At 63.9% G+C, this 19740-nt stretch carries 17 protein-coding genes; 3 read left to right on the forward strand and 14 right to left on the reverse strand.

The window, feature by feature from the left end; genetic code table 11:
- Window positions 1–2: 2 nt before the first annotated feature.
- From ACRANW_RS06115 to ACRANW_RS06125, 3 genes are all read right to left on the reverse strand, one after another.
- Complete coding sequence (locus ACRANW_RS06115) at window positions 3–2765, reverse strand: phosphoenolpyruvate carboxylase (RefSeq protein ID WP_479433641.1); 2763 nt, start codon at window positions 2763–2765, stop codon at window positions 3–5.
- Complete coding sequence (locus ACRANW_RS06120) at window positions 2762–3769, reverse strand: glucokinase (protein WP_479433875.1); 1008 nt, start codon at window positions 3767–3769, stop codon at window positions 2762–2764. Before ACRANW_RS06120 ends, ACRANW_RS06115 begins: the two co-directional genes overlap by 4 nt.
- A 102-nt stretch (window positions 3770–3871) precedes the next feature.
- On the reverse strand, window positions 3872–6010 hold the full coding sequence (locus tag ACRANW_RS06125; protein ID WP_479433642.1) for a S46 family peptidase: 2139 nt from the start codon (window positions 6008–6010) through the stop codon (window positions 3872–3874).
- 263 nt (window positions 6011–6273) lie between these two features.
- On the opposite strand from ACRANW_RS06125, the gene ACRANW_RS06130 reads away from it, so the two are divergent.
- The 3 genes from ACRANW_RS06130 (at window position 6274) to ACRANW_RS06140 (ending at window position 8621) form a co-directional block, all read left to right on the forward strand.
- Window positions 6274–7152 (forward strand): hypothetical protein, encoded by an 879-nt coding sequence (locus tag ACRANW_RS06130; RefSeq protein ID WP_479433643.1) that lies wholly within the window; start codon window positions 6274–6276, stop codon window positions 7150–7152.
- An 88-nt stretch (window positions 7153–7240) separates the two neighbouring features.
- Window positions 7241–8170 carry a tetratricopeptide repeat protein gene (locus ACRANW_RS06135; protein WP_479433644.1) on the forward strand — a complete coding sequence of 310 codons (930 nt, stop codon included), beginning with the start codon at window positions 7241–7243 and terminating at the stop codon, window positions 8168–8170.
- 91 nt (window positions 8171–8261) lie between these two features.
- Window positions 8262–8621, forward strand: a complete 360-nt coding sequence (locus ACRANW_RS06140; RefSeq protein ID WP_479433645.1) for a hypothetical protein — start codon at window positions 8262–8264, stop codon at window positions 8619–8621.
- Between the two features lie 136 nt (window positions 8622–8757).
- Here the strand turns inward: ACRANW_RS06140 and gdhA are convergent, their stop codons facing one another.
- The 11 genes from gdhA to ccoN form a co-directional block, all read right to left on the reverse strand.
- The gene (gene gdhA / locus ACRANW_RS06145; RefSeq protein ID WP_479433646.1) at window positions 8758–10113 is read right to left on the reverse strand and encodes an NADP-specific glutamate dehydrogenase; all 1356 of its coding nucleotides are present in this window, start codon (window positions 10111–10113) and stop codon (window positions 8758–8760) included.
- A 120-nt stretch (window positions 10114–10233) separates the two neighbouring features.
- A complete protein-coding gene (locus ACRANW_RS06150; protein ID WP_479433647.1) occupies window positions 10234–11544 on the reverse strand; it encodes a radical SAM protein in 1311 nt (436 codons plus the stop codon).
- Between the two features lie 156 nt (window positions 11545–11700).
- A complete protein-coding gene (locus tag ACRANW_RS06155; RefSeq protein ID WP_479433648.1) occupies window positions 11701–11928 on the reverse strand; it encodes a hypothetical protein in 228 nt (75 codons plus the stop codon).
- A complete protein-coding gene (ccoS, locus tag ACRANW_RS06160; RefSeq protein WP_479433649.1) occupies window positions 11925–12077 on the reverse strand; it encodes a cbb3-type cytochrome oxidase assembly protein CcoS in 153 nt (50 codons plus the stop codon). The genes ACRANW_RS06155 and ccoS overlap by 4 nt, the downstream gene beginning before the upstream one ends.
- Window positions 12074–14197, reverse strand: coding sequence for a heavy metal translocating P-type ATPase (locus ACRANW_RS06165; RefSeq protein ID WP_479433650.1), 2124 nt, complete (start codon window positions 14195–14197; stop codon window positions 12074–12076). Before ACRANW_RS06165 ends, ccoS begins: the two co-directional genes overlap by 4 nt.
- The gene (locus tag ACRANW_RS06170; protein ID WP_479433651.1) at window positions 14194–14652 is read right to left on the reverse strand and encodes a FixH family protein; all 459 of its coding nucleotides are present in this window, start codon (window positions 14650–14652) and stop codon (window positions 14194–14196) included. Before ACRANW_RS06170 ends, ACRANW_RS06165 begins: the two co-directional genes overlap by 4 nt.
- Window positions 14649–16196, reverse strand: a complete 1548-nt coding sequence (ccoG, locus tag ACRANW_RS06175; RefSeq protein WP_479433652.1) for a cytochrome c oxidase accessory protein CcoG — start codon at window positions 16194–16196, stop codon at window positions 14649–14651. The genes ACRANW_RS06170 and ccoG overlap by 4 nt, the downstream gene beginning before the upstream one ends.
- Window positions 16189–17130 (reverse strand): cytochrome-c oxidase, cbb3-type subunit III, encoded by a 942-nt coding sequence (gene ccoP / locus ACRANW_RS06180; protein ID WP_479433653.1) that lies wholly within the window; start codon window positions 17128–17130, stop codon window positions 16189–16191. The genes ccoG and ccoP overlap by 8 nt, the downstream gene beginning before the upstream one ends.
- Window positions 17117–17281 carry a cbb3-type cytochrome oxidase subunit 3 gene (locus ACRANW_RS06185; protein WP_479433654.1) on the reverse strand — a complete coding sequence of 55 codons (165 nt, stop codon included), beginning with the start codon at window positions 17279–17281 and terminating at the stop codon, window positions 17117–17119. Before ACRANW_RS06185 ends, ccoP begins: the two co-directional genes overlap by 14 nt.
- Entirely contained in the window at window positions 17278–18045 is a 768-nt protein-coding gene (gene ccoO, locus ACRANW_RS06190; RefSeq protein WP_479433655.1) for a cytochrome-c oxidase, cbb3-type subunit II, read from the reverse strand. Before ccoO ends, ACRANW_RS06185 begins: the two co-directional genes overlap by 4 nt.
- Before the next feature lie 22 nt (window positions 18046–18067).
- Complete coding sequence (gene ccoN, locus ACRANW_RS06195) at window positions 18068–19735, reverse strand: cytochrome-c oxidase, cbb3-type subunit I (protein ID WP_479433656.1); 1668 nt, start codon at window positions 19733–19735, stop codon at window positions 18068–18070.
- Window positions 19736–19740: the final 5 nt, after the last annotated feature.

The following is a 19740-nucleotide window of genomic DNA, read 5'->3' on the forward strand; positions in this document are numbered from 1 at the left end:
GCTTAGCCGTGCGCACCGAATTCATTGGCAATGGCGGTTGATATGCGCAGGTTGAGGTCATGCGCTCTGGCGATCGGCGTCATGAAATCGCGTTCGATTGCGCCATAGCCTTCCTCCCCCCCGTCCGGGTAATCGCTCGGCTCGTCCAGGGGGAAGTCGCGTGGGCCGGGGACGCGCACCGGGAAGGCGCGGCGCAACTGGGCGAGGGCTTCCTCGACGCGCAAGGTCATCACCATCTCGATCACATCGCTGCGGCTGATATCGTTGGCGCGGCTGAAGGCGGGGACGGCGACCGCTTTGAGAAACATGTGCTGGAGCAGCGCCAGCCGCAAGGCTTGCAGCACGCCGATGCGGCGCCGGACGTGTTCGCGGTTATCATCCGAGACATCGTCGGGGAGCAGATCCATCAAGCGGTGAAACTTCAATGCGTCGATCCTGAGGCGCGATGCCAGGCGGCGGAACACCCCCGTCCGGTCATCACCGACAAGATACTCCGCCAGCGCCGCGCATGATCCCGCAAGGTGATCCTCGGTCCCGCGATAGGTCCGGCTGGCCCAATAGGCGGAATTGAACAGCTCGCCAAACGCCGCCACGGTCTTGATGCTGGCAAGCGCATTGGCCGTTTGTACAAGCCTGAGGATCTGGCTGCCACGCGGGCTGTCAGTCAGCAGCGCGGCGATTTCCTCGCGGTTTGCGTCGCCTGCGCTGCCGATCCCGGCAAGGACATTGACGGGGTAGCCAAGCTGCTGGAGAATGGCATTGTGCGGGATAGCGCGGATCTGACGCAGGCTCATCTCGCGATCGGCATTGATATCCGATTGGCGGCGCGAAACGCGGCTGCCGGTGGGGTTCAGCAGCCCAAGACCGAAGGCCGTTACGGCGCGGGCATAGGTGCGGCTGGCCAAGTGATCGCCTTGATGCTCCTTTACGGCGCGGTAGAAATCGAGGCTGATGTCAGTGCGGTTGTAGAACGGGTCGGCAGGCGCGGCGAGGTCGGTTTCGGCCGGGCGCAATTCGGCGATGCGGCTGAGCGTGGCGAGCGCCAGTTCGGGCGTGGCAAAAAACAGGTAGCCATCGCCACCCTGAAAGCTGACTTCGGGCTCCAGCCGGATCCCGGCGCGTGCAAACCGCCGCCGCGCCCAAGGCGATAGCGGCCATTCGAGCCGGTCCCGGAAGCTTGCCGGGTGCGCGCCGCGGCCCATGCTTTCGCCGTGCGTGTTGAACACCAGAGCGGCAATGTCGGACAAGCCATTGGCGGCCATGGCCTCGGCCAGCCGCCCTTGCAGGCGCTCGATGGCGAGGCTGGCGGGGATCTGGCCGACAAAGCGGCCTGCATCGGAAAATCCGGTCTGTATAGCCACGCGTCCACGCTGGCGTGCGTAAGCGCGGTAGGCAGGCTCGGCCAGCAGTGCATCCAGGAAGCGCCCGCCATGCTCCAGCGCGGTTTCGGTCTCGAACAGGGGCGAGACATCGACCTTGTCGTCCACCCCGAACAGCTTGGCGAAATAGAGCGCGGCCAGCACCGTGGCGGGCTGTTCGCATTCGGCCACCAGCATCCGGATCGGCGCGTCGGCATCAATATGCTTCAGGATCTGCGCCATCGCGATGAATTGACGGATCGCGGTCGAGCTTTCGGTGGCGAGCGCGGCAAAATTGGTGCGCAAAGGCTTGGCTTCATCGACCATGCGGCGCAGCGTGGCGATGGCGCCCTTGCTGGCAAGGTCGATCGGCTCGCCTTCGCCCAGCCGGCGCCGGACCGCGTTATGGAGCTGTTTGGCGTTCACCCGGAAATGGATCCAGCCCATCCCCAGCCCATCGGCGCGCATCGCAGCGGCGAGGGTGAGAAGGCGGATCGCCCGTTCGGTCGAGACGCTATCAGCTTCGGTCTCCAGCGCGGCAATCACAGGCTTGAGCGACAGCAGGTTGTCGGCGCTGCGTGTGGTAAGCCGGTTGGCGGCGGTGGCCAGCGCATCGGCGCTCGACAGGTCTGCCGCGAAATCTTCTGCGCGATCTTGCGCAAAGGCGACAGCGGGGCGCAGCGTTTCGAGCAGGGGGTGGGCCGGATCAATCGCCGCAAGGCTTGCGGTGTACCGCGCCAGCCGCTCGGCCTTTTCGGCGAGGCGGAAGCCGATCGAGGTGTGCCAGCCGATATCGGTGCGGCCATCCATGTCGTAGCCGACCCAGCTGGCAAAGCGGAACGGCAGCGGGCGCAAGGACCGCCATTCCTGCGGCCAGCGCGCCTCCGCCTCAGCCAGCAGCCGGCCGACGATCCCATCGCGGGCCTCCTGCGCGCGGCCCATCGCGGCCATCGCAGCGCGGTGTTCGTGGTTCAATGTGACCGCGCTGCGTTCCGAGGAAACCGCGCCGATGGTGTTAACCGCCTCGCCCACGGCAGACGCCGCCTGCGCCACGGCGTCCGCCTGTGCGGGCGCAAGCAAAAAGGTTGGATGCGCGGTGAAAACGGCATGGAGTTGCGGGCGTTCCCAGCGGGCGCGGTAAGCCTCGAAATCATCGGCATCGTCCGCGAGCGGCGCGGGTGATGCCGGCGGAGCGAGCAGCTTGCCCAGTTTGCCCGCACGTGTTGTCAGCCCATCGCGTTCCAGTTCCGCGACCAGCGCCGTCAGGTCATCAAGGCTCAGTTCGCCCCCCTCCAGCGCGCGGGACAGGTCCAGCGAAAGCTGGAACACCGGGTTGAACAGCGGGGTTTCCCGTGTGCGCTGGTGGAGATCGCCCAGCCGCGTTTCGAGCGCTGCAACGGTTTTCATGCCGGCTCTCCCTGAACGATAAGATGCTCCGAAGCAAAAGCTGCTGCTGCACCGAACAGGCCGGGTTGGGGATGGACGATCAGCTTGACCGGGATGCCGGCCATCAGGCTTTCAAACCGCCCCTTGGCCTTGAACCGTGCCGAAAATCCCGAGGCAAGCAATGTATCGCGGATACGGTAGCCTAGGCCTCCGGCAATCACCACGCCCGCAAAGCCGCCTTGGGCGAGGGCAAGATCGCCCGCGACCGAGCCGAGCGAGAGGCAGAACCGGTCTACCGCCGCTGCCGCAAGGCTGTCCTCACCGCTGGTGCCCAAGCCCCAAAGCGTGACGGCGTCACGTTCCGCCACGCTGCGCCCCTCCATCGCGGCAAGCGCCTGATAGATATCGACGATGGCAGGTCCAGCCACCACCCGCTCCACCGAAACGCGGTTATGGCGACTGCGCAGCCGGGCGAGGATCGCGTCCTCGATGCTGTCCAGCGGGGCGAAGTCAATGTGCCCGCCCTCGGTCGCCTGCACGCGGTATTGCGTGCCCGAACGCCACAGATGCGCCACGCCAAGGCCGGTGCCGGGGCCAAGCACGCTGATTGTGCCTTTCCGACCCAGTGGCTCGTCCGGCCCTGCAAGGTGAAGGAACTGATCGTCATCTGCGCGCGCCACGGCATGGGCGACGGCGGCAAAATCATTGACCAGGGTGTAGCGTTCCACTCCCAGCTTTTCACCGATAAGGGCCGGGCGGATGATCCACGGATTGTTGGTGAAGCGGATTACCGGATTGAGATTGCCGGGGCTGCCCACCGGCCCGGCAATTGCCATGCTGACTGCAGAGGGCAGGGTGCCGCCGCGCATATCGCGAAAATGCTGCCAGGCGGTCTGGAAGCTCGCGTGATCGACGGTGTGCAGCGTTGCCGGTTCGTCGAGCGCAATCGTGCCGTCATCTGCGATGCTGGCAATCGCAAACCGGGCATGGGTGCCGCCGATGTCGACCACAACCACTTCGTGCATCACTCTCTCCCCGTCCGATTGCGTATGACGGGCGGGCAATAGCAGGCGGCGCGTGGAAATCCCACGCGCCGCATACTTATTCAGATTATTGGCTTATTCAGATTACTGGGCGGTCACGCCCATTTCAGCCAGCAGCCGCTGCGCCCCGTCAACCTTGTCCATGGTCCACAGCATGAAGCGGCTGTCGACATGGATGGTGCGGTTGATCTTGGGGTCATACATCCAGTCCGACACCACGCCTTCGATTGTGCCGTCAAAGGCAAGCCCGACGAACTCGCCGCGGGCATTCAGCGTCGAGGAGCCCGAGTTGCCGTTGGTGATGTCCACGGTGGAGAGGTAATCGACCGGCAGCGTGCCGAGTTCCGGCGATGCGTACTGGCCGTAATCCTTGGCCTTGATCAGTTCGATCATCTTGTCAGGTGCATCGAATTCACCGCGGCCCGTGTGCTTGGCCACGATGCCTTCAGCGGTGGTGAACGGGGTCCACACCTGCCCATCAACCGCCTTGCCCGTCACCTTGCCATAGGTGAAGCGCAGCGAACCGTTGGCGTCGGGATACATCGTCTTGCCGAGCGATGCGGCATAGGCAAGGCGCGCTTCCATGACCTTGGACCGAGCCTTTTGGACATAGCCGGAACGGGCTTTTTCTTCCGCTTCGTTGGCCATTGCCTCGTCATAAGTGGCCACGGCGAGCTGGATGAAGGGATCGTTCGATGCCTTGAAGTCGGCGACCGATTTGCCCATCCACTCCATCCGCTTGGCCGTGTCGCCAAGTTCGGTCGCGCTGTAGAACGCTGCAAGATCGCGACCTTCCATGAAGGCATCGAAGCTGGCGTTGCGGTCTTCGACGGGCAGGGTGCGGTATTCGGCGATGCCGTCTTCCCACAATGCCTTGTCGATGTCGGCCACGTAACGCCGCTCGATCCGCTGCATCCCTTGCGTCATGAACGCGCGGTCACGCTCCTGATAGCCGGGTTCACGGTCCTTGTCGGGCTTGGCCTGTTCGTTGGCCCAGCGGTAAAGACTGCGCGCCGCGCCATACATCTGGCTGCGGCCCAGCATCCCGCGCTTGGCATCGGCAAGGGCCTCGGAATTGCTGGTGGCAATCAACGTGTCGAGTTCAGCCATCGCGGCGCCATATTGCGCCTGACGCTTGGGATCAGCAGCGATCCAGGCGCGGAACGCCGCTTCTTCGGCTGCCTTCTTTTCGACCAACGAAATCGCATCGGCGCCCGCCATCTGGCCTGCGATCTTCTTTTCGTAGTTCTCAACGCCCTGCAGCGTCGCCGCATAGGCGATGGTTGCCGCTTGATTGCCCGCTGTCAGCGCATCGATCATGTCGCCATATTCGGCCAGCATGTTCTGCTGATAGGGATAGAGTTCCTCGTAATAGAACCGCGCTTCTTCGGCCGAGCGAAGGCGCTCGGTGGTGCCGGGGAAGCCTGCAACCATGATGAAATCGCCTTCCTTCACGCCGTCTTTGGCGATCGGCAGCCAGGCCTTGGGCTTGAACGGCACGTTTTCTGCCGCGTAGTCCGCCGACGAGCCATCGGGTGCCACATAAGCGCGGTAGAACGAGAAATCGCCGGTGTGGCGCGGCCACATCCAGTTGTCCTTCTCCCCGCCGAAATTGCCAACGCCCGCCGCGGGTGCATAGACGAGGCGCACGTCCTTGATTTCGAGCTGCTGCTGCAACCAGTACTGCTGCCCGCCAAAATAGGCGCGCACATCGCAGCGGCGGTTGGCCTGCTTTTCGCACGCTTCGATCAGCGCGGTGCGGTTGGCCTGCAGCCGGTCGTAACGGGCACGGCCTTCGAGCGCGCTCGCGCCCTTCAGCATCGCGGCCGACACATCGCGCAGATCCTCGATCACATAAACGCGGCTGCCGGGCGCGGCGGGCAGTTCGTCACCCAGGTCAGCGGCGAGGAAGCCGTTGGTGAGGTAGTCGTTTTCGGGCGAGGAGTTGTACTGCAGCGATCCGGCAACGCAGTGGTGATTGGTCGCAACCAGCCCCTGCGGCGAAAGGAACGCAGCCGAGCAGCCGCCGAGCGACGCGATTGCGGTCAGTGGCGGGCGCTGAAGATCGCCCAGCGTCTTGGCATCAAGTTCGAGGCCTGCAGCCTTCATGTCATCGGCAATGGCGGCGGTCTGGCTCGGTAGCCACATGCCTTCATCGGCTTGGACAGCGACAGTGGTGGACAGCATCGCGATGCTGGCACCGGCCAGCAAAAACGTCTTCATGGCTTGCGTTCCCTCAGGTTGTGCCGCGCAGATCTTTGCCGCGTGGCGGGAGATGGCTTTGCCCGTAAAGGCAAGGCGGCGGTGTTAGGGCAGACGGCGGCCTTGTGAAAAGCCCCAATTGCCCGCATCGACAAACCGCCGAAGGCTCTCGGCAGGCGACATTACAGGACGGGCCTTGCAAAAGGGCTCTTGCGAACCATTATCATCTCGGCCATGGCGGAGTTCAATATCGAATCTAGACCGCCTAAAGGACGCCTTTACCGATGAACAGCACCCTCAAACTCTGGACACAGCTTGGCCTTGGCACGATGGTCGCAGGCGGAATGCTTGCTGCGTGCGGCGGCGAAGCCGGCGAAGGCGCCGCGAGCGGTGAGGCGGGCGCTGCCGGCACTGCGGCGACGGCGGGCGAAGGAGAGGGGGGCGAATCGGCAGGCGGCGAAGCAGCTGGCGGTGAAACGGGAGGCGGCGAGACGGCGGACGGCGAAGGGGAAGGCGGCGTCGCCGTGGCCGATGCGGCAACCAATCCCGTCGCCTACGGCACAGCCCTTGCCGTTGCCGAAGCCCATGTTGTTGCCGCGCGTGATGCCTATGCGGCGGGACAGAAAGAGGCTGCTGCAGAAATGTTCGCGCATCCGGTGAGCGAAGTGCTGCTTGAAATGGATCCGACCTTCACGGCGCTCGGCGTTGCGGACATCAAACCGCTGTTTACGACCGCGTCAGATGCCGCGCTGGCGGGCAAGCCCGCGGCCGAAGTGAACAAGGCCTATGACGCCATCATTGTTGCCCTGCGCGGCGCAGCGGGCAAGGCGCCGAAGTCCAACGCCAGCGCCGCCACGGTTGCCACTGGCGTTATCGCCGACCAGATCGAACGGGCGAGTGCGATGTATCGCCAACTGCCAAAGAACACCGCGTATGAGCCCTATCTTGATGGCTACGGCTTTGCCAAGGTGGCCGCATCGGCCTTCGCCACATCCGGCGCGGCGATCAAGGCGGAGAACCCGGCGGCCCACGCCCGCATCACCGAAGCCCTTGGCGTGCTGGCCCAGGCCTATCCCGGCGCTGCCCGTCCCGCTAAGCTTCCAGTTGAGCCCGGCGCTGTGTCCGGGGCTTCGGCCAAGGTGATGCTCGCTACGGCAAGCTGACCTGGCCGGGCGGGTTGCCCGGTTTGCTCCCTCTCGCACAAGTCAGCGCGAATTGCCGCGTAGGGCGGGGGGTGCTAGCGGCGTGACCATGGTAACAACAGACCAATCGGCCAGTGGCGGTGCATCGAAAGCGGGATGGGTATTGCTGGGAGCAGCTTTGCTGCTGGCGGCGGGATCGATCGGGTTTAATATCTATCAAGGCGAGGGCGACGACAACGCGCCTGCGGCACCGAGTGATGGCAGCGCCACCATCGCACAATTGCGTGCTGCGGCCGAGGCGTCGGCGGACGATGCCGGGCCATGGGGCGATCTGGCCTTCGCCTATTTCGGGCAGGGCCAATATGCGCAAGCCGCCACCGCCTATCGCCGCGCGCTCGAGATTGCGCCGGATGACGCAACGCTGTGGTCAGCCTTGGGCGAAACGCTGGTGCTGGTGAGCACGGGCGATCCGATGCCGCCGGACGCCTTGGACGCGTTCCGCAAAGCCGCAGCGCTGGACGCCTCCGATCCGCGGGCGCGGTATTTCCTGGCGGCCAAGCAGGAATTGGACAAGGATCACGAAGGTGCGCTGACCGCGTGGCTCGCGCTGCTGGCTGATAGCCCGCAAGGCGCGCCGTGGGAGGCTGATTTGATCCGCACCATCGTCCAGGTCGGCCAGAATAACAGCATCGATGTCGCCCCGCGCATCGCCGCAGCGCAGGCCCGCCGCAGTTCGGCACCATCAGTGCCGGGCGCAGCCTCGCCCAATCTGCGCGGCCCGAGCGCGCTTGATGTCGCGGCGGCGGGCGCGATGACGCCGCGCGATCAACGGCAGATGGCCGAAGGGATGGTCGCGCAGCTTGAAGCGCGGCTCCAGCGGGAGCCTAGCAATGTCGACGGCTGGGTGATGCTGATGCGCAGCCGCATGACACTGGGCGAACCTGCCAAGGCCAAGGCCACGCTGGATGCGGCCGTCAAGGCCAACCCTGGCGCGGCGGCAGACCTGCGCGCGCAGGCGGCGGGGCTGGGGATCAGCTAAGGCCGCGTGTCCGCTTTCAGGTAAACGGCTGTGGGTCGCGAATGACGGAAAGTGGGTGGAAACCGGAAACCGAAGATGATAGCTTTTACCAATGTCTTACGGCCACCAATTGACCGGTTTCGGGTCCTCTGTTGTGGACTGGGCGCGTGGCTCATTCAACATCAGGGTTCCTGTTATGGTTGCTATCGCTTTGGTATCGACCGCGTTGGTCAATCTGCTCAGCCTTTCCGACCTGCTGTTGGTCCCTGCGATCCCACTCTATCTTTTCGCAGTAGTTGCCACATTTTACGAGCTTCAGGCAAAGGGGCGTTCTGGTTGGTGGATCCTGCTCATGATGACAAAGTTCAACATAGGGCCGCTATGGCTGGGCCTATCAGTGGGCGCTGTGATTAACGTGTTGCCTGTATTCCTCGCGATGTCGCGGGCCCGAGTGATTGAGACGCAACCATAGCCAGTTATGTCCGCTTAGGGGTCGCTAGCCGAACGGCAGCATTTTCCGCCCGACACCGCGAAGCTGCCATCCCCTCAGAACTCAAGAAGCCCCCGCGCCCATCCAGACGCGGGAGCTAATTTTCGCCGTTGGACAATCACACCACGCCGAACGCCAGCATCGCATCCGCCACCTTCTTGAAGCCCGCGATATTCGCGCCCTTCACATAGTCGATATTGCCATCCCCTTGATCGCCATAGCGGGTGCAGCGTTCATGGATGCCGGCCATGATGTCCTTCAGCATCTGCTGCAATTCCTCTTCCTTCCACGAACGGCGTTCGGAGTTCTGGCTCATTTCCAGGCCTGACACGGCGACCCCGCCCGCGTTGGAGGCCTTTCCCGGCGCGTAAAGGATATTCGCTTCCTTGAAGATGTGCACGCCTTCCAGATCGGTCGGCATGTTCGCGCCTTCGGACACGGCGCGGCAGCCGTTTTCCACCAGCGTTTTCGCATCATCGCCCAGCAATTCGTTCTGCGTGGCGCAGGGCAGGGCCATGTCGCACGGCACACCCCACGGGGTCTTGCCCTTGTGGAAGGTCGCGCCGGAGAACTCTTCGGCATATTCCGAGATCCGCCCGCGGCGGTCGTTTTTGAGCCGTTTCACCCAATTGATCTTGTCCAGATCCATCCCGTCGGGATCATGGATGAAGCCGTCTGAGTCTGACAGAGTCAGCACTTTGCCGCCCAGTTGTGCGATCTTTTCGGCCGCATGGATCGCAACATTGCCGCTGCCTGAAATGATCGCGGTCTTGCTGTCAAGATTCTCGTCCTTGGTGGCGAACATGGATTCAAGGAAATAGACCGCGCCGTATCCCGTCGCCTCGGGACGGACGAGGCTGCCGCCCCATTCCAACCCCTTGCCGGTCAGCACCCCGTTCCAGTGGTTGGTGATGCGTTTGTACTGGCCGAACATATAGCCGATTTCGCGCCCGCCCACGCCGATATCGCCCGCCGGCACGTCCACATCGGGGCCGATGTGACGGTACAGTTCGGTCATGAAGCTTTGGCAAAAGCGCATGATTTCACGCACGCTTTTGCCCTTGGGGTTGAAGTTCGACCCACCCTTGCCGCCGCCCATCGGCAGGCCGGTGAGCGCGTTCTTGAAGGTCTGTTCGAACGCCAGAAACTTCAGCACGCTTTCGTTGACGGATGGATGGAACCGAAGGCCACCCTTGTACGGGCCGATGGCGTTGTTGTTCTGCACCCGCCAACCGCGCTGAACGCGGACATTGCCGGCGTCGTCTTCCCAGCAGACGCGGAAGGAGACCACCCGGTCAGGCTCGGCAATGCGGCGTAGGATCTGGGCAGTGTGATATTCTTCCTTGTTCTCGATGAATTCGAAGATGTCCTGTGCCACTTCCTGCACGGCCTGAACAAATTCGGGCTGGTGCGGATTGCGTTTTTTGACGCCTTCCATGAAGGTGTTGAGGTCGACGTGATCGGCCGCTGCCATGATGGATCCTTCCGTGCGCCTGACCGTTACGTCGGGCCGCGTATGTGCTGAACGTGTTGCGGCATAATATTGCGACAACGGGCCAGGTCTACAAGGCGGGCGCAAAGAATCGAGAAGCTGTCAGATCGCTGTGCTGAACTGGCGCGGGGCAAAGGCGCGATAACGATCAAACAGGGCAGCGATCACGCGGGCATAGGGCAGCCCACCGGGCAGGATAGTAAGCCGGTCTGCGTCAAGCGTGGCAAGCCCGGCGTCAACGAAAGGCGCCAGCGGCGCCGATGTATCAGCCAATAGATCGCCGGGCACCGTGGCAATGCCCTTGCACAGCAGCGCCTCGATCACGTCGCCGCGGCGGCGATCATCGGCGCGGCGCACGATCCCGTGGCGGGCAGACAGGCGCCCTTCGCCTGACAGGGTGCGATAGCTCGCGGTGTGCTTTTCATTCTGGGCGAGCAGGCCGGGAAAGCCGCTGATCGACGACGCGCCAAGTCCGATAAGAACCTCGGACGGATCATCGGTGAATCCCTGAAAATTGCGCCGCAGCGTCCCCGATTGCGCCGCGCGGGCCATCGGATCATGCGGCAGGGCGAAGTGATCGAACCCGATCGCTTCGTAACCTTGCGACGTGAGCGTGGCATGGGCTTCGGCTGCCATGATGAAGCGTGCGGCGGCGCCGGGCAGGGCGTGTTCCGGGATCATCGCCTGACGCGGCACCAGATGCGGCACATGGGCATAGCCGAACACCGCAACCCGGTCTGCGCCCAGCTTGCGCGTGTATTCAAGGCTGTCTTCCAGATCGGCTTCGCTTTGATGGGGCAAGCCGTACATCAGATCGAAATTGAGCGAGGTCACACCGGCGCGGCGCAGCATGTCAACGCTGCGGCAGATCATGGCCAGCGATTGTTCGCGCCCGATCGCCTTCTGGCAATGCGCGGCAAAGGTCTGCACGCCCATGCTGGCGCGGGTGATGCCGACATGGCCGATCACCTCGCTCCAGGCCGGGGTCAGGCTGCGCGGATCAAGCTCGATTGACCAATCGGGCGCGAACAGCGGGAAATGGGCGTGGATGGCATCGACCAGCGCCAGAAACTCGACTGGTTCAATCGCGTTGGGGCTGCCACCGCCAAAGGCGACGCGGCGCACCCGCGTGCCTTCGGGCAACAGGCTGGCAACCCTGGCGATTTCCTGATGCAACGCGGCAAGGTAGCTTTCCATCCGCGCAGCCTTGCCCGAGGCAGCGGTGTTGCAGCCGCAATAATAGCAGATCTTTTCGCAAAACGGGATGTGGAGATAGAGCGAAATATCGCCCGTCGCGCCGGCAATGGCGCGCTCGATTGCGCCACCCTCCAGCGGGCCGAAATCGGCGGCGGTGGGGTAGCTGGTGTAACGCGGCACCGGCGTGGCGAGGAGGTTGGGGTGATAGGTCCACATTATGTCTGGCGCTCCTTCGTCGCGGCAGACCACCCGCCCCGCCTCCCCACCCGGCCACCATAGCCTGATGGTATCATTGGTGGCCGGGTGGGGAGGCGGGGCGGGTGGTCTGCGGTTCGCGATAGCGAACCCACTACAAGGCGTCTTTGCGCGAGATCAAATTGCCCGCTTCGGACCTTTCGCTGCGCTTTTGGCGCGGCACGATCCGGCGTGGCAGCCGGTGGGGTGGCACGGGCCGTCGCTGTCCGGCGCGCTGTCCCCTATGGGAAGGGTGATTGTGCCGCCATTGCACAGGGTTGCGGTGAGGGACCTTGTCTCTGAAGGGAGCGGGCCGAGCATCACAGGCACCAGCGCCGCGATCACGAAGGGCAAGGCGGCGGTCATGCAGGCTCATCCTCATCATCGATCAGGATACGGTTGGCTGCGCCGTCCATGTCGTCATACTGCCCGTCCTTCATCGACCAGAAGAAGGCGGCAAGGCCGAGCAGTCCCATACCCAGCGCAATCGGGATAAGGATCGCAAGCCCGGTCATTTTGCCGCCCCCGCCAAGCGCAGCGAATTGGCGACCACCACCAGTGAACTGACCGACATGGCAATGGCAGCCACCAGCGGCGTGACCAGGCCCAGCAGTGCCAGCGGTACAGCAAGCAGGTTGTAGGCGATCGAAAAGCCGAAGTTCTGCCGCACGATCTGCATGGTCTTGCGGGCCACCCGCACCGCCAGCGCGACCGGCATCAACCCTTCGCCGATGAACACCGCGTCGGCGGCCTGCTGGCTGGCATTGGACGCAGTGCCGGGCGCGATCGAAGCATGGGCGGCGGCGAGCGCGGGGCCATCATTAAGGCCATCGCCCACCATCAGCGGGCGGCGACCTTGGGCTTTCAAGGTTTCGAGCACAGCCAGCTTGGTCTGAGGGCTGGCTTCGGCCTGCGCGAAGATACCCAGCGTCCGGGCCACATCGTCGACCGGAGCGCATCGGTCGCCCGACAAAATGCTGGCGTCGATCCCCTCGCCACGCAGCGCGGCAAGGGCGGCGGCGGCATCGCTGCGAACGGGATCGGCGAAGGTGATGGTCTGCACGCTGTCACCGATCCGCAAGGATGCGGCGAGCGCTTGATCCGCGCTGCCCGGCCGTTCGAGCGCCACGGCAAGACCCTGCCATGTGCCGGTGAGACCTTGCCCGCTGGTCTCGGTGATATTGATGATCTCGGCGGGCACCGCGCCGACACGCAGCAACGCCGCCGAAAGGCCGCGGCTTAAAGGATGGCGGCTTGCCTGGGCGAGGCCCAGCGCCACGGCGCGGGCTTCGGCATTCAGCGCGGTGATATCGGCGCGTGGTTCGCCATGCGTCAACGTGCCGGTTTTGTCGAACAGCGCCACGTCACATTCGGCAAGGCGCTCCAGCGCGCTCCCGTCCTTCACCAGCAACCCCCGCCGCAGCAGCGCGCCGCTGGCCACAACCTGCGCCGCCGGGACCGCGAGGCCTATGGCGCAGGGGCAGGTGATGATCAGCACGGCAATCGCGATGGTCAGCGACTGGTGTACGCCCGCGCCCGCGATCATCCATCCCGCAAACGCCAGCACCGCAAGGCTGTGCACCACCGGCGCGTAAAGGCGGCTGGCGCGGTCGGCGATGCGGACATAGGTGCTGCGTGACTGCCCGGCTTCGTCCATCAGGCGCGCGATTTCGGCCAGCGCGGTGTCCTCGGCCACGCGGGTCAGACGCACCCGGATCGGGGCCGAAAGGTTCATCGCGCCGGCATGAACGGCGCTGCCCGGCCCGACCGGTTCGGGCGCGCTTTCGCCGGTCAGCATGGCGTTGTCGATCGCGCTGGCACCTTGCGCCACCTCGCCATCGGCGGCGAACGCCTCGCCCGCGGCGACCAGCACCAGCATTCCGGGTTCAAGGCTGGCGGCCGGCACGCGGCGGGTGGTGCCATCGGGCGCGATCACGCTGGCGCTTTTGCCCATCCGCCCCAGCAGCGCGCCAATCCCGGCGCGTGTTCGGTTACGCATTTCAGCGTCCAGCGCGCGGCCTGCCAGCAGGAAGAACAACAGCATCACCGCGCTCTCGAAATAGGCGTGGCCGCCGCCCGTGGTCGTTTCATAAAGGCTAAGGGCGGTGGCAAGGATGACGCCAATCGAGATCGGCACGTCCATGTTGGTGCGCCGGTGGCGGAGCGCCATCCATGCGCTGGCAAAGAAGGGCCGCCCCGAATAGGCAATCACGGGCAGTGCAATCAGCGCCGAAAGCCAGTGGAACAGCTCGCGCGTTGCCCCGTCCGCGCCCGACCAGACGCTGACCGACAGCAGCATCACATTCATCATGCCGAAGCCTGCGACGCCCAAGGCGCGGTTGAGGCGCTTTTTCTCGCCATCCTCCACCCCCAGCGGATTATCAGCGACCGGCTGTGCTTCAAAGCCGAGGCCAAGAAGCGCGGCGGTCAGCGCCTCCTCGCCCAGCGCCGGATCATGGCTGATGGCCACGCGTTTCGCGGAGAAATTGGCCCGCGCGGCGGCGATGCCGACCACCTCGGGCAATTCGCGCTCGATCTTGCCGATGCAGCCGGCGCATTTCATCCCCGGCACCGTGAAGCGCGTGGTGGTGAGGGGACTGGCAACGTCAGAAAGAATGGGGGCGGGTGCGTTCACCGGATTTCGCTTTCCCCGGCCCATTCGCCGTCTGGTGCGCGGATCGCGATGCGCAGCTGCCAGCGGCCCGCCGCCAGAGCCTCGGCCGAGACCCAGCGGCCCTCGCTTTGCGGCGCGAAGGAAAGGTCCCGTGTCTCGCGCTCACCCAGCGGGCGCTCTGCCGTGACGCTGATGACCGCTCCTTCGGGCACACGAAGCGTTTCGAGGACCAAGCGCCCGTCCGCACGGCGTTCCGGCATGACCTGCCACCCCAGCGCCTTTGACGCCTCAGCCTTGGCGATCCAACCGTTGTATTTCTGGCTGGCGACATAGGAATTGTCGACCACGGTGCCGTGAAACCCGCCGACGGCGTTATAGGCCATGAACAGGTTGACCGCGATCACGATGCCGAAGCCACCGATAAAAACTGCGGCCATGTGCTTGCCGGTAAAGGTGCCCGATTGGCTCGTCATCATTCATTTCCCGGCATGGCGAAGGTGGTGGGGACCAGATCGGTTTCGCGCTGTTCGTCGAGGCTGGTGAGGCGGAAGGTGAAATTATCGGCCGCCGCGCCCGGCGGCAGCATGACATAGGCGCGCACGATCCGGGTTTCGTTGGCGGGGACGGCGATAACCTGCACCGGAGCCGCGTTTTCGAGGCTGACCGCTTCGGTCCACATCACCGCGCCTTCAGGCAGGCCCAGCATTGCCACTTCCAGATCACGCGGTCGGGCTTCCATGTTGCGCAGGCGCAAGGTGTAGGCATTGCGGACCGATCCGTCCTTCAACAGCATGAAGGGCGGGTTACGATCAGGCTCGACTGTCAAATCGGTGTGCGTGCGGGTGCCGAGCGCGAACAGCAGTCCGGCGCCGATCGCGGCCCAGACGCCGAAATAGATGAACAGGCGCGGCCGCAGCAGGGCTTTCCAGGCAGGGGTCGCAGGCGCGCCCGCCGCCTCGGCCTCGCACTGGTCCAGCGTGGCGTAATCGATCAGCCCGCGTGGACGGCCGATGTCGGCCATCACCTTGTCGCAGGCGTCGATGCACAGCCCGCAGGTGATGCAGCCGATTTGCTGGCCTTCACGAATATCGACCCCGGTAGGGCACACCGCCACGCACATATTGCAATCGATGCAGTCGCCATAAGCGTCAGGGTCTTTGGCCGCCGTCTTCAGGCTGCCGCGCGCCTCGCCGCGCCAGTCCTTGTAAGTGACGATCAGTGATTTTTCGTCGAGCATCGCGGTCTGGATGCGCGGCCAGGGGCACATGTAGATGCACACCTGTTCGCGCATGAATCCGCCCAGCCAGAAGGTCGTGCCGGTGAGGATTGCTACGGTTGCATAGGCCACCAGTGCAGCCTCACCGGTGAAAAATTCCTGCGTGAGCGTGGGCGCGTCGGCAAAATAGAGGATCCACGCCCCGCCGGTCAGCAGGCTGATGATGAGATAAACGCTCCATTTCAAAGTGCGCCGCGCGATCTTCGATGCGGTCCACGGTGCCTTGTCCAATCGGATGCGCGCATTGCGGTCGCCATCAAACAGCCGGTCAACGTGCTGGAACACATCGGTCCACACGGTTTGTGGGCAAGCATAACCGCACCATGCGCGGCCCACGGCGCTCGTCACCAGAAACAGGCCGATCCCCGCCATGATGAGCAGCCCGGCGACGAAGTAAAATTCGTGCGGCCAGATCTCTATATCGAACATGTAGAAACGGCGATTGGCGAGGTCGATCAACACCGCCTGATCGGGCGCATATGGCCCGCGATCCCAGCGGATCCACGGCGTCACGTAGTAGATCGCCAGCGTCACCAGCATCACCAGCCACTTGAAGCGGCGAAAGGAGCCATCGATCCGCTTGTTGTGGATCGTCTTGCCCTTTTCATAGAGCGCGCTGCCCAGGAAACCGACCTCGGCTTCTGGCGGGGCAGCGGTCGGGGCTGCAGACCCGAGCGCGCCGGACCAGTTGCGGGTCTTGCCCGCTGGCGGAACGGCGCGTTCGCGGTCCTGAGGATCAGCCATCGGTTTTGGCCTTCTCGGCAGTCTGGGCAACATCGCCAGCAGGCTGGGTGTTTGGTTGGGCCGGCGCAGCCTTTTGCCCGCCGCCGCGTGAGTGAACATAGGCGGCCAGCATCTTGATCGTCACCGGATTGAGCCGGCCCTGCCATGCGGGCATCACGCCATGCCGCGGGGCAAGGATCTGCTTGCTTACCGCAGCTTGGGTGCCGCCATAAAGCCAGATCGCGTCGTTGAGCGCAGGCGCACCCATCGCCGGCATCCCTTCGCCGCCATTGCCGTGACAGGCTGCGCAGTTTTCCGCGAAGGTTTGCGCGCCGGCGGGATTGGCCTTGCCCTTGCCCGAAAGCGACAGGACGTGGCTCGTGACAGCGAGAATCTGTCCGGAATCCAGCACGCCTTCAAAGGCCGGCATGTAAGTGGCGCGGGTTTCCTCGGCGCCCTCCCAGCGGATGCCGTGCTGCAAGGTGTATTCGATCTCGGTCAGAGTGCCGCCCCAGATCCAGTCATCATCATTGAGGTTGGGGTAGCCGAATTCCTGATACCCGGCCGCGCCCGCGCCGTGGCATTGTACGCAGTTGATCTTGAACGCCGCCGCGCCGCCCGCGATGGCAGCCTGCATCAGGTCGGGCGAGCCGGGGAGCTTTTCGATATCGGTTGCCGCGATTTTCTGGACAACGCTTTGGCGGGCAAGGTCAGCCGCGCTCATCTCCCTGGCCAGATCGCCGCGGCTCGACCAGCCCAGCGTGCCTGCGGTGGCCTTGTCGATCAGCGGCCAGGCCGGATAGAGCACGACATAGACCGCCGCAAAGGCGATGCAGGCGTAGAAGGTGTACAGCCACCAGCGCGGCAGGGGCGTGTTCAACTCCTCGATACCGTCCCGTTCATGGCCGACGGTTTCAGTGCCGGTGGGCTCGTCAACGCGTTTATTGACCATCATCATCATCCTTGAAGATCGAGTGCTTGGCCGCCGCCACATGCGGGCTTGCGCCAGGACGGAAGTGCCACAGGCACAGCGTCAGATAGAGCGCGACAATCACCGCCAGCCCGTAGCTGTCGGCAAAGTGGCGCAGGGTTTCGTAAGCGCTCACCGGCCCACCTCCTTGGTCAACTGCTCTTGCGCTGCGGCGCTGTTCACATCGACCAGCGTGCCGAGCATCTGGAGGTAGGCAACCAGCGCATCCATTTCGGTCACGCGGGCAGGATCGCCATCGTAATCGCGGATCTGCGCCTTGGGATAGCGGGTCGCCAGATCGCCCGCGTCGGCATCGGGATTGGCCTGCGCCATCAGATCGGTGCGAGCCTGGGCAATGTCGGTATCGGAATAGGGCACGCCCACGCGGCGCAGCGCAGTGAGGTTGGCCGCCGGATCAGGCACATCGACCAGGGTATCCGCCAGAAAGCTGTACCCTGGCATGATGCTTTCAGGCACCACGCTGCGCGGCGCTTTGAGATGCTGGACGTGCCACGCATCCGAATATTTGCCACCTACCCGCGCCAGATCGGGCCCGGTGCGCTTTGATCCCCACTGGAACGGGTGATCGTACATGCTTTCGGCCGCGAGGCTGTAATGGCCATAGCGTTCCACCTCGTCGCGGAAGGGCCGGATCATCTGGCTGTGGCACAGGTAGCAGCCTTCGCGCACATAGATATCGCGGCCCACCTGTTCCAATGGGGTGTAGGGCCGCATGCCTTCGACCTTCTCGATCGTGTTATCGATCCAGAACAGCGGCGCGATTTCCACGATCCCGCCGATGGCCACCACCACGAAGGTCGCGACCGCGAGCAGCGTGACGCTTTTTTCCAGCCGCTTGTGGCTTTCAAAAACGTCAGAGTGTTTTGCATTCTTGCTCATGATTTTGCGTTCCTTGGCGCAGCTATTCGGCGGGCTGGGCGAGGGGAGGGGTGACAATCGGGCGATCGGCGGCCGCATCATGGGGGGTGTCACCCATCGGCGCTTCCACCCGCAGATGCCCGGCGATGGTCATCCAGATGTTGTAAGCCATGATGATCGCACCGCTGAGGTACATCAGCCCGCCCACCATGCGCAGCACATACATCGGGTGCAGCGCCGCGACGGTATCGACGAAGCTGTTCACGAGGTATCCGTCAGACCCGTATTCGCGCCACATCAGCCCTTGGGTGATCCCGGCGACCCACATCGAGGCGGCGTAGAAAACGATCCCCAGTGTCGCGAGCCAGAAGTGCCAATTGATCATCCGCAGCGAATACAGCCGTGGCTTGTTCCACAGGCGCGGAACGAGGAAATACATGCAGGCGAAGGTAATCATCCCGTTCCATCCCAGCGCGCCGGAATGGACATGGCCGATGGTCCAGTCGGTGTAATGCGACAGGCTGTTCACCGCCTTGATCGACAGCATCGGGCCTTCAAAGGTGCTCATCCCGTAGAAGGCCAGCGCCATCACCATCATGCGGATGATCGGGTCGGTGCGGACTTTGTCCCAGGCGCCGTTCAGCGTCATCAGCCCGTTGATCATCCCGCCCCATGACGGCATCCACAGCATCACCGAAAACACCATGCCCAGCGTCTGCGCCCAATCGGGCAGGGCGGTGTAATGCAGGTGGTGCGGCCCGGCCCAGATATAGAGGAAGATCAGCGACCAGAAGTGGATGATCGACAGGCGGTAGGAATAGACCGGGCGCCCAGCCTGCTTGGGCACGAAGTAATACATCATGGCGAGGAAGCCTGCGGTCAGGAAGAAGCCCACCGCGTTGTGGCCGTACCACCACTGCGTCAGCGCATCCTGCACGCCCGCAAAGGCGGAGTAGGATTTGCTGCCGAGGAAACTCACGGGCATGGCCAGGTTGTTGACCACGTGCAGCATCGCGATGGTGATGATGAAGGCGAGGTAGAACCAGTTGGCGACATAGATGTGCGGTTCATGGCGGCGCAGCAGCGTACCCACGAACACGGCCAAGTAGGCGAGCCACACCACCGTCAGCCACAGATCGACATACCATTCCGGCTCGGCATATTCCTTCGATTGCGTGATACCGAGCAGGTAGCCGGTGGCGGCCAGCACGATGAACAGCTGATACCCCCAGAACACGAAGCGTGCCATTTGCGGGAACACCAGCGTGGTGCGGCAGGTGCGCTGCACGACATAGAAACTGGTGGCGATCAGGGCATTGCCACCAAAGGCAAAGATCACCGCGCTGGTGTGCAACGGGCGCAGGCGTCCGAAATTGAGGTAGGGTTCAAGGTTCAGCCACGGAAACGCCAGCTGACCGGCAATCACCACGCCCACCAGCAACCCGGCGAGGCCCCAGAACATCGTTGCAATCACGCCCCAGCGGATCACATCGTCATCATAGCGCGATGGGCCGGGCGGCATTTTGAAGATGCCCTGCGCGCGCGCCAGCGGATCATACCGCGTCGCCGTGACCGCAATCAGGATCACGGCGCTCAGCGCCACAATGCCCATGTGAATGGCAAACCCGCTGTCCGGGGTAAGCGCAATGGCCGCGATACTGGCGATCAGGACAAGCGCCCAGACCCCCAGCCGCCTAACGACTGTTTCCATGATTG

It is taken from the genome of Erythrobacter sp. 'gip.4 top 5' (assembly GCF_056495765.1).

Bases quoted from the DNA above. Each gene is read 5' to 3' on its own strand.
- ACRANW_RS06125 (WP_479433642.1), bottom strand. From the start codon at position 6,010: ATGAAGACGTTTTTGCTGGCCGGTGCCAGCATCGCGATGCTGTCCACC.
- ACRANW_RS06155 (WP_479433648.1), bottom strand. From the start codon at position 11,928: ATGACCGCCGCCTTGCCCTTCGTGATCGCGGCGCTGGTGCCTGTGATG.
- ACRANW_RS06140 (WP_479433645.1), top strand. From the start codon at position 8,262: ATGTCTTACGGCCACCAATTGACCGGTTTCGGGTCCTCTGTTGTGGAC.
- ccoP (WP_479433653.1), bottom strand. From the start codon at position 17,130: ATGATGGTCAATAAACGCGTTGACGAGCCCACCGGCACTGAAACCGTC.
- ccoG (WP_479433652.1), bottom strand. From the start codon at position 16,196: ATGGCTGATCCTCAGGACCGCGAACGCGCCGTTCCGCCAGCGGGCAAG.
- ACRANW_RS06135 (WP_479433644.1), top strand. From the start codon at position 7,241: ATGGTAACAACAGACCAATCGGCCAGTGGCGGTGCATCGAAAGCGGGA.
- ccoN (WP_479433656.1), bottom strand. From the start codon at position 19,735: ATGGAAACAGTCGTTAGGCGGCTGGGGGTCTGGGCGCTTGTCCTGATC.
- ccoO (WP_479433655.1), bottom strand. From the start codon at position 18,045: ATGAGCAAGAATGCAAAACACTCTGACGTTTTTGAAAGCCACAAGCGG.
- ccoS (WP_479433649.1), bottom strand. From the start codon at position 12,077: ATGACCGGGCTTGCGATCCTTATCCCGATTGCGCTGGGTATGGGACTG.
- ACRANW_RS06130 (WP_479433643.1), top strand. From the start codon at position 6,274: ATGAACAGCACCCTCAAACTCTGGACACAGCTTGGCCTTGGCACGATG.
- ACRANW_RS06150 (WP_479433647.1), bottom strand. From the start codon at position 11,544: ATGTGGACCTATCACCCCAACCTCCTCGCCACGCCGGTGCCGCGTTAC.
- gdhA (WP_479433646.1), bottom strand. From the start codon at position 10,113: ATGGCAGCGGCCGATCACGTCGACCTCAACACCTTCATGGAAGGCGTC.
- ACRANW_RS06170 (WP_479433651.1), bottom strand. From the start codon at position 14,652: ATGATGACGAGCCAATCGGGCACCTTTACCGGCAAGCACATGGCCGCA.
- ACRANW_RS06115 (WP_479433641.1), bottom strand. From the start codon at position 2,765: ATGAAAACCGTTGCAGCGCTCGAAACGCGGCTGGGCGATCTCCACCAG.
- ACRANW_RS06120 (WP_479433875.1), bottom strand. From the start codon at position 3,769: ATGCACGAAGTGGTTGTGGTCGACATCGGCGGCACCCATGCCCGGTTT.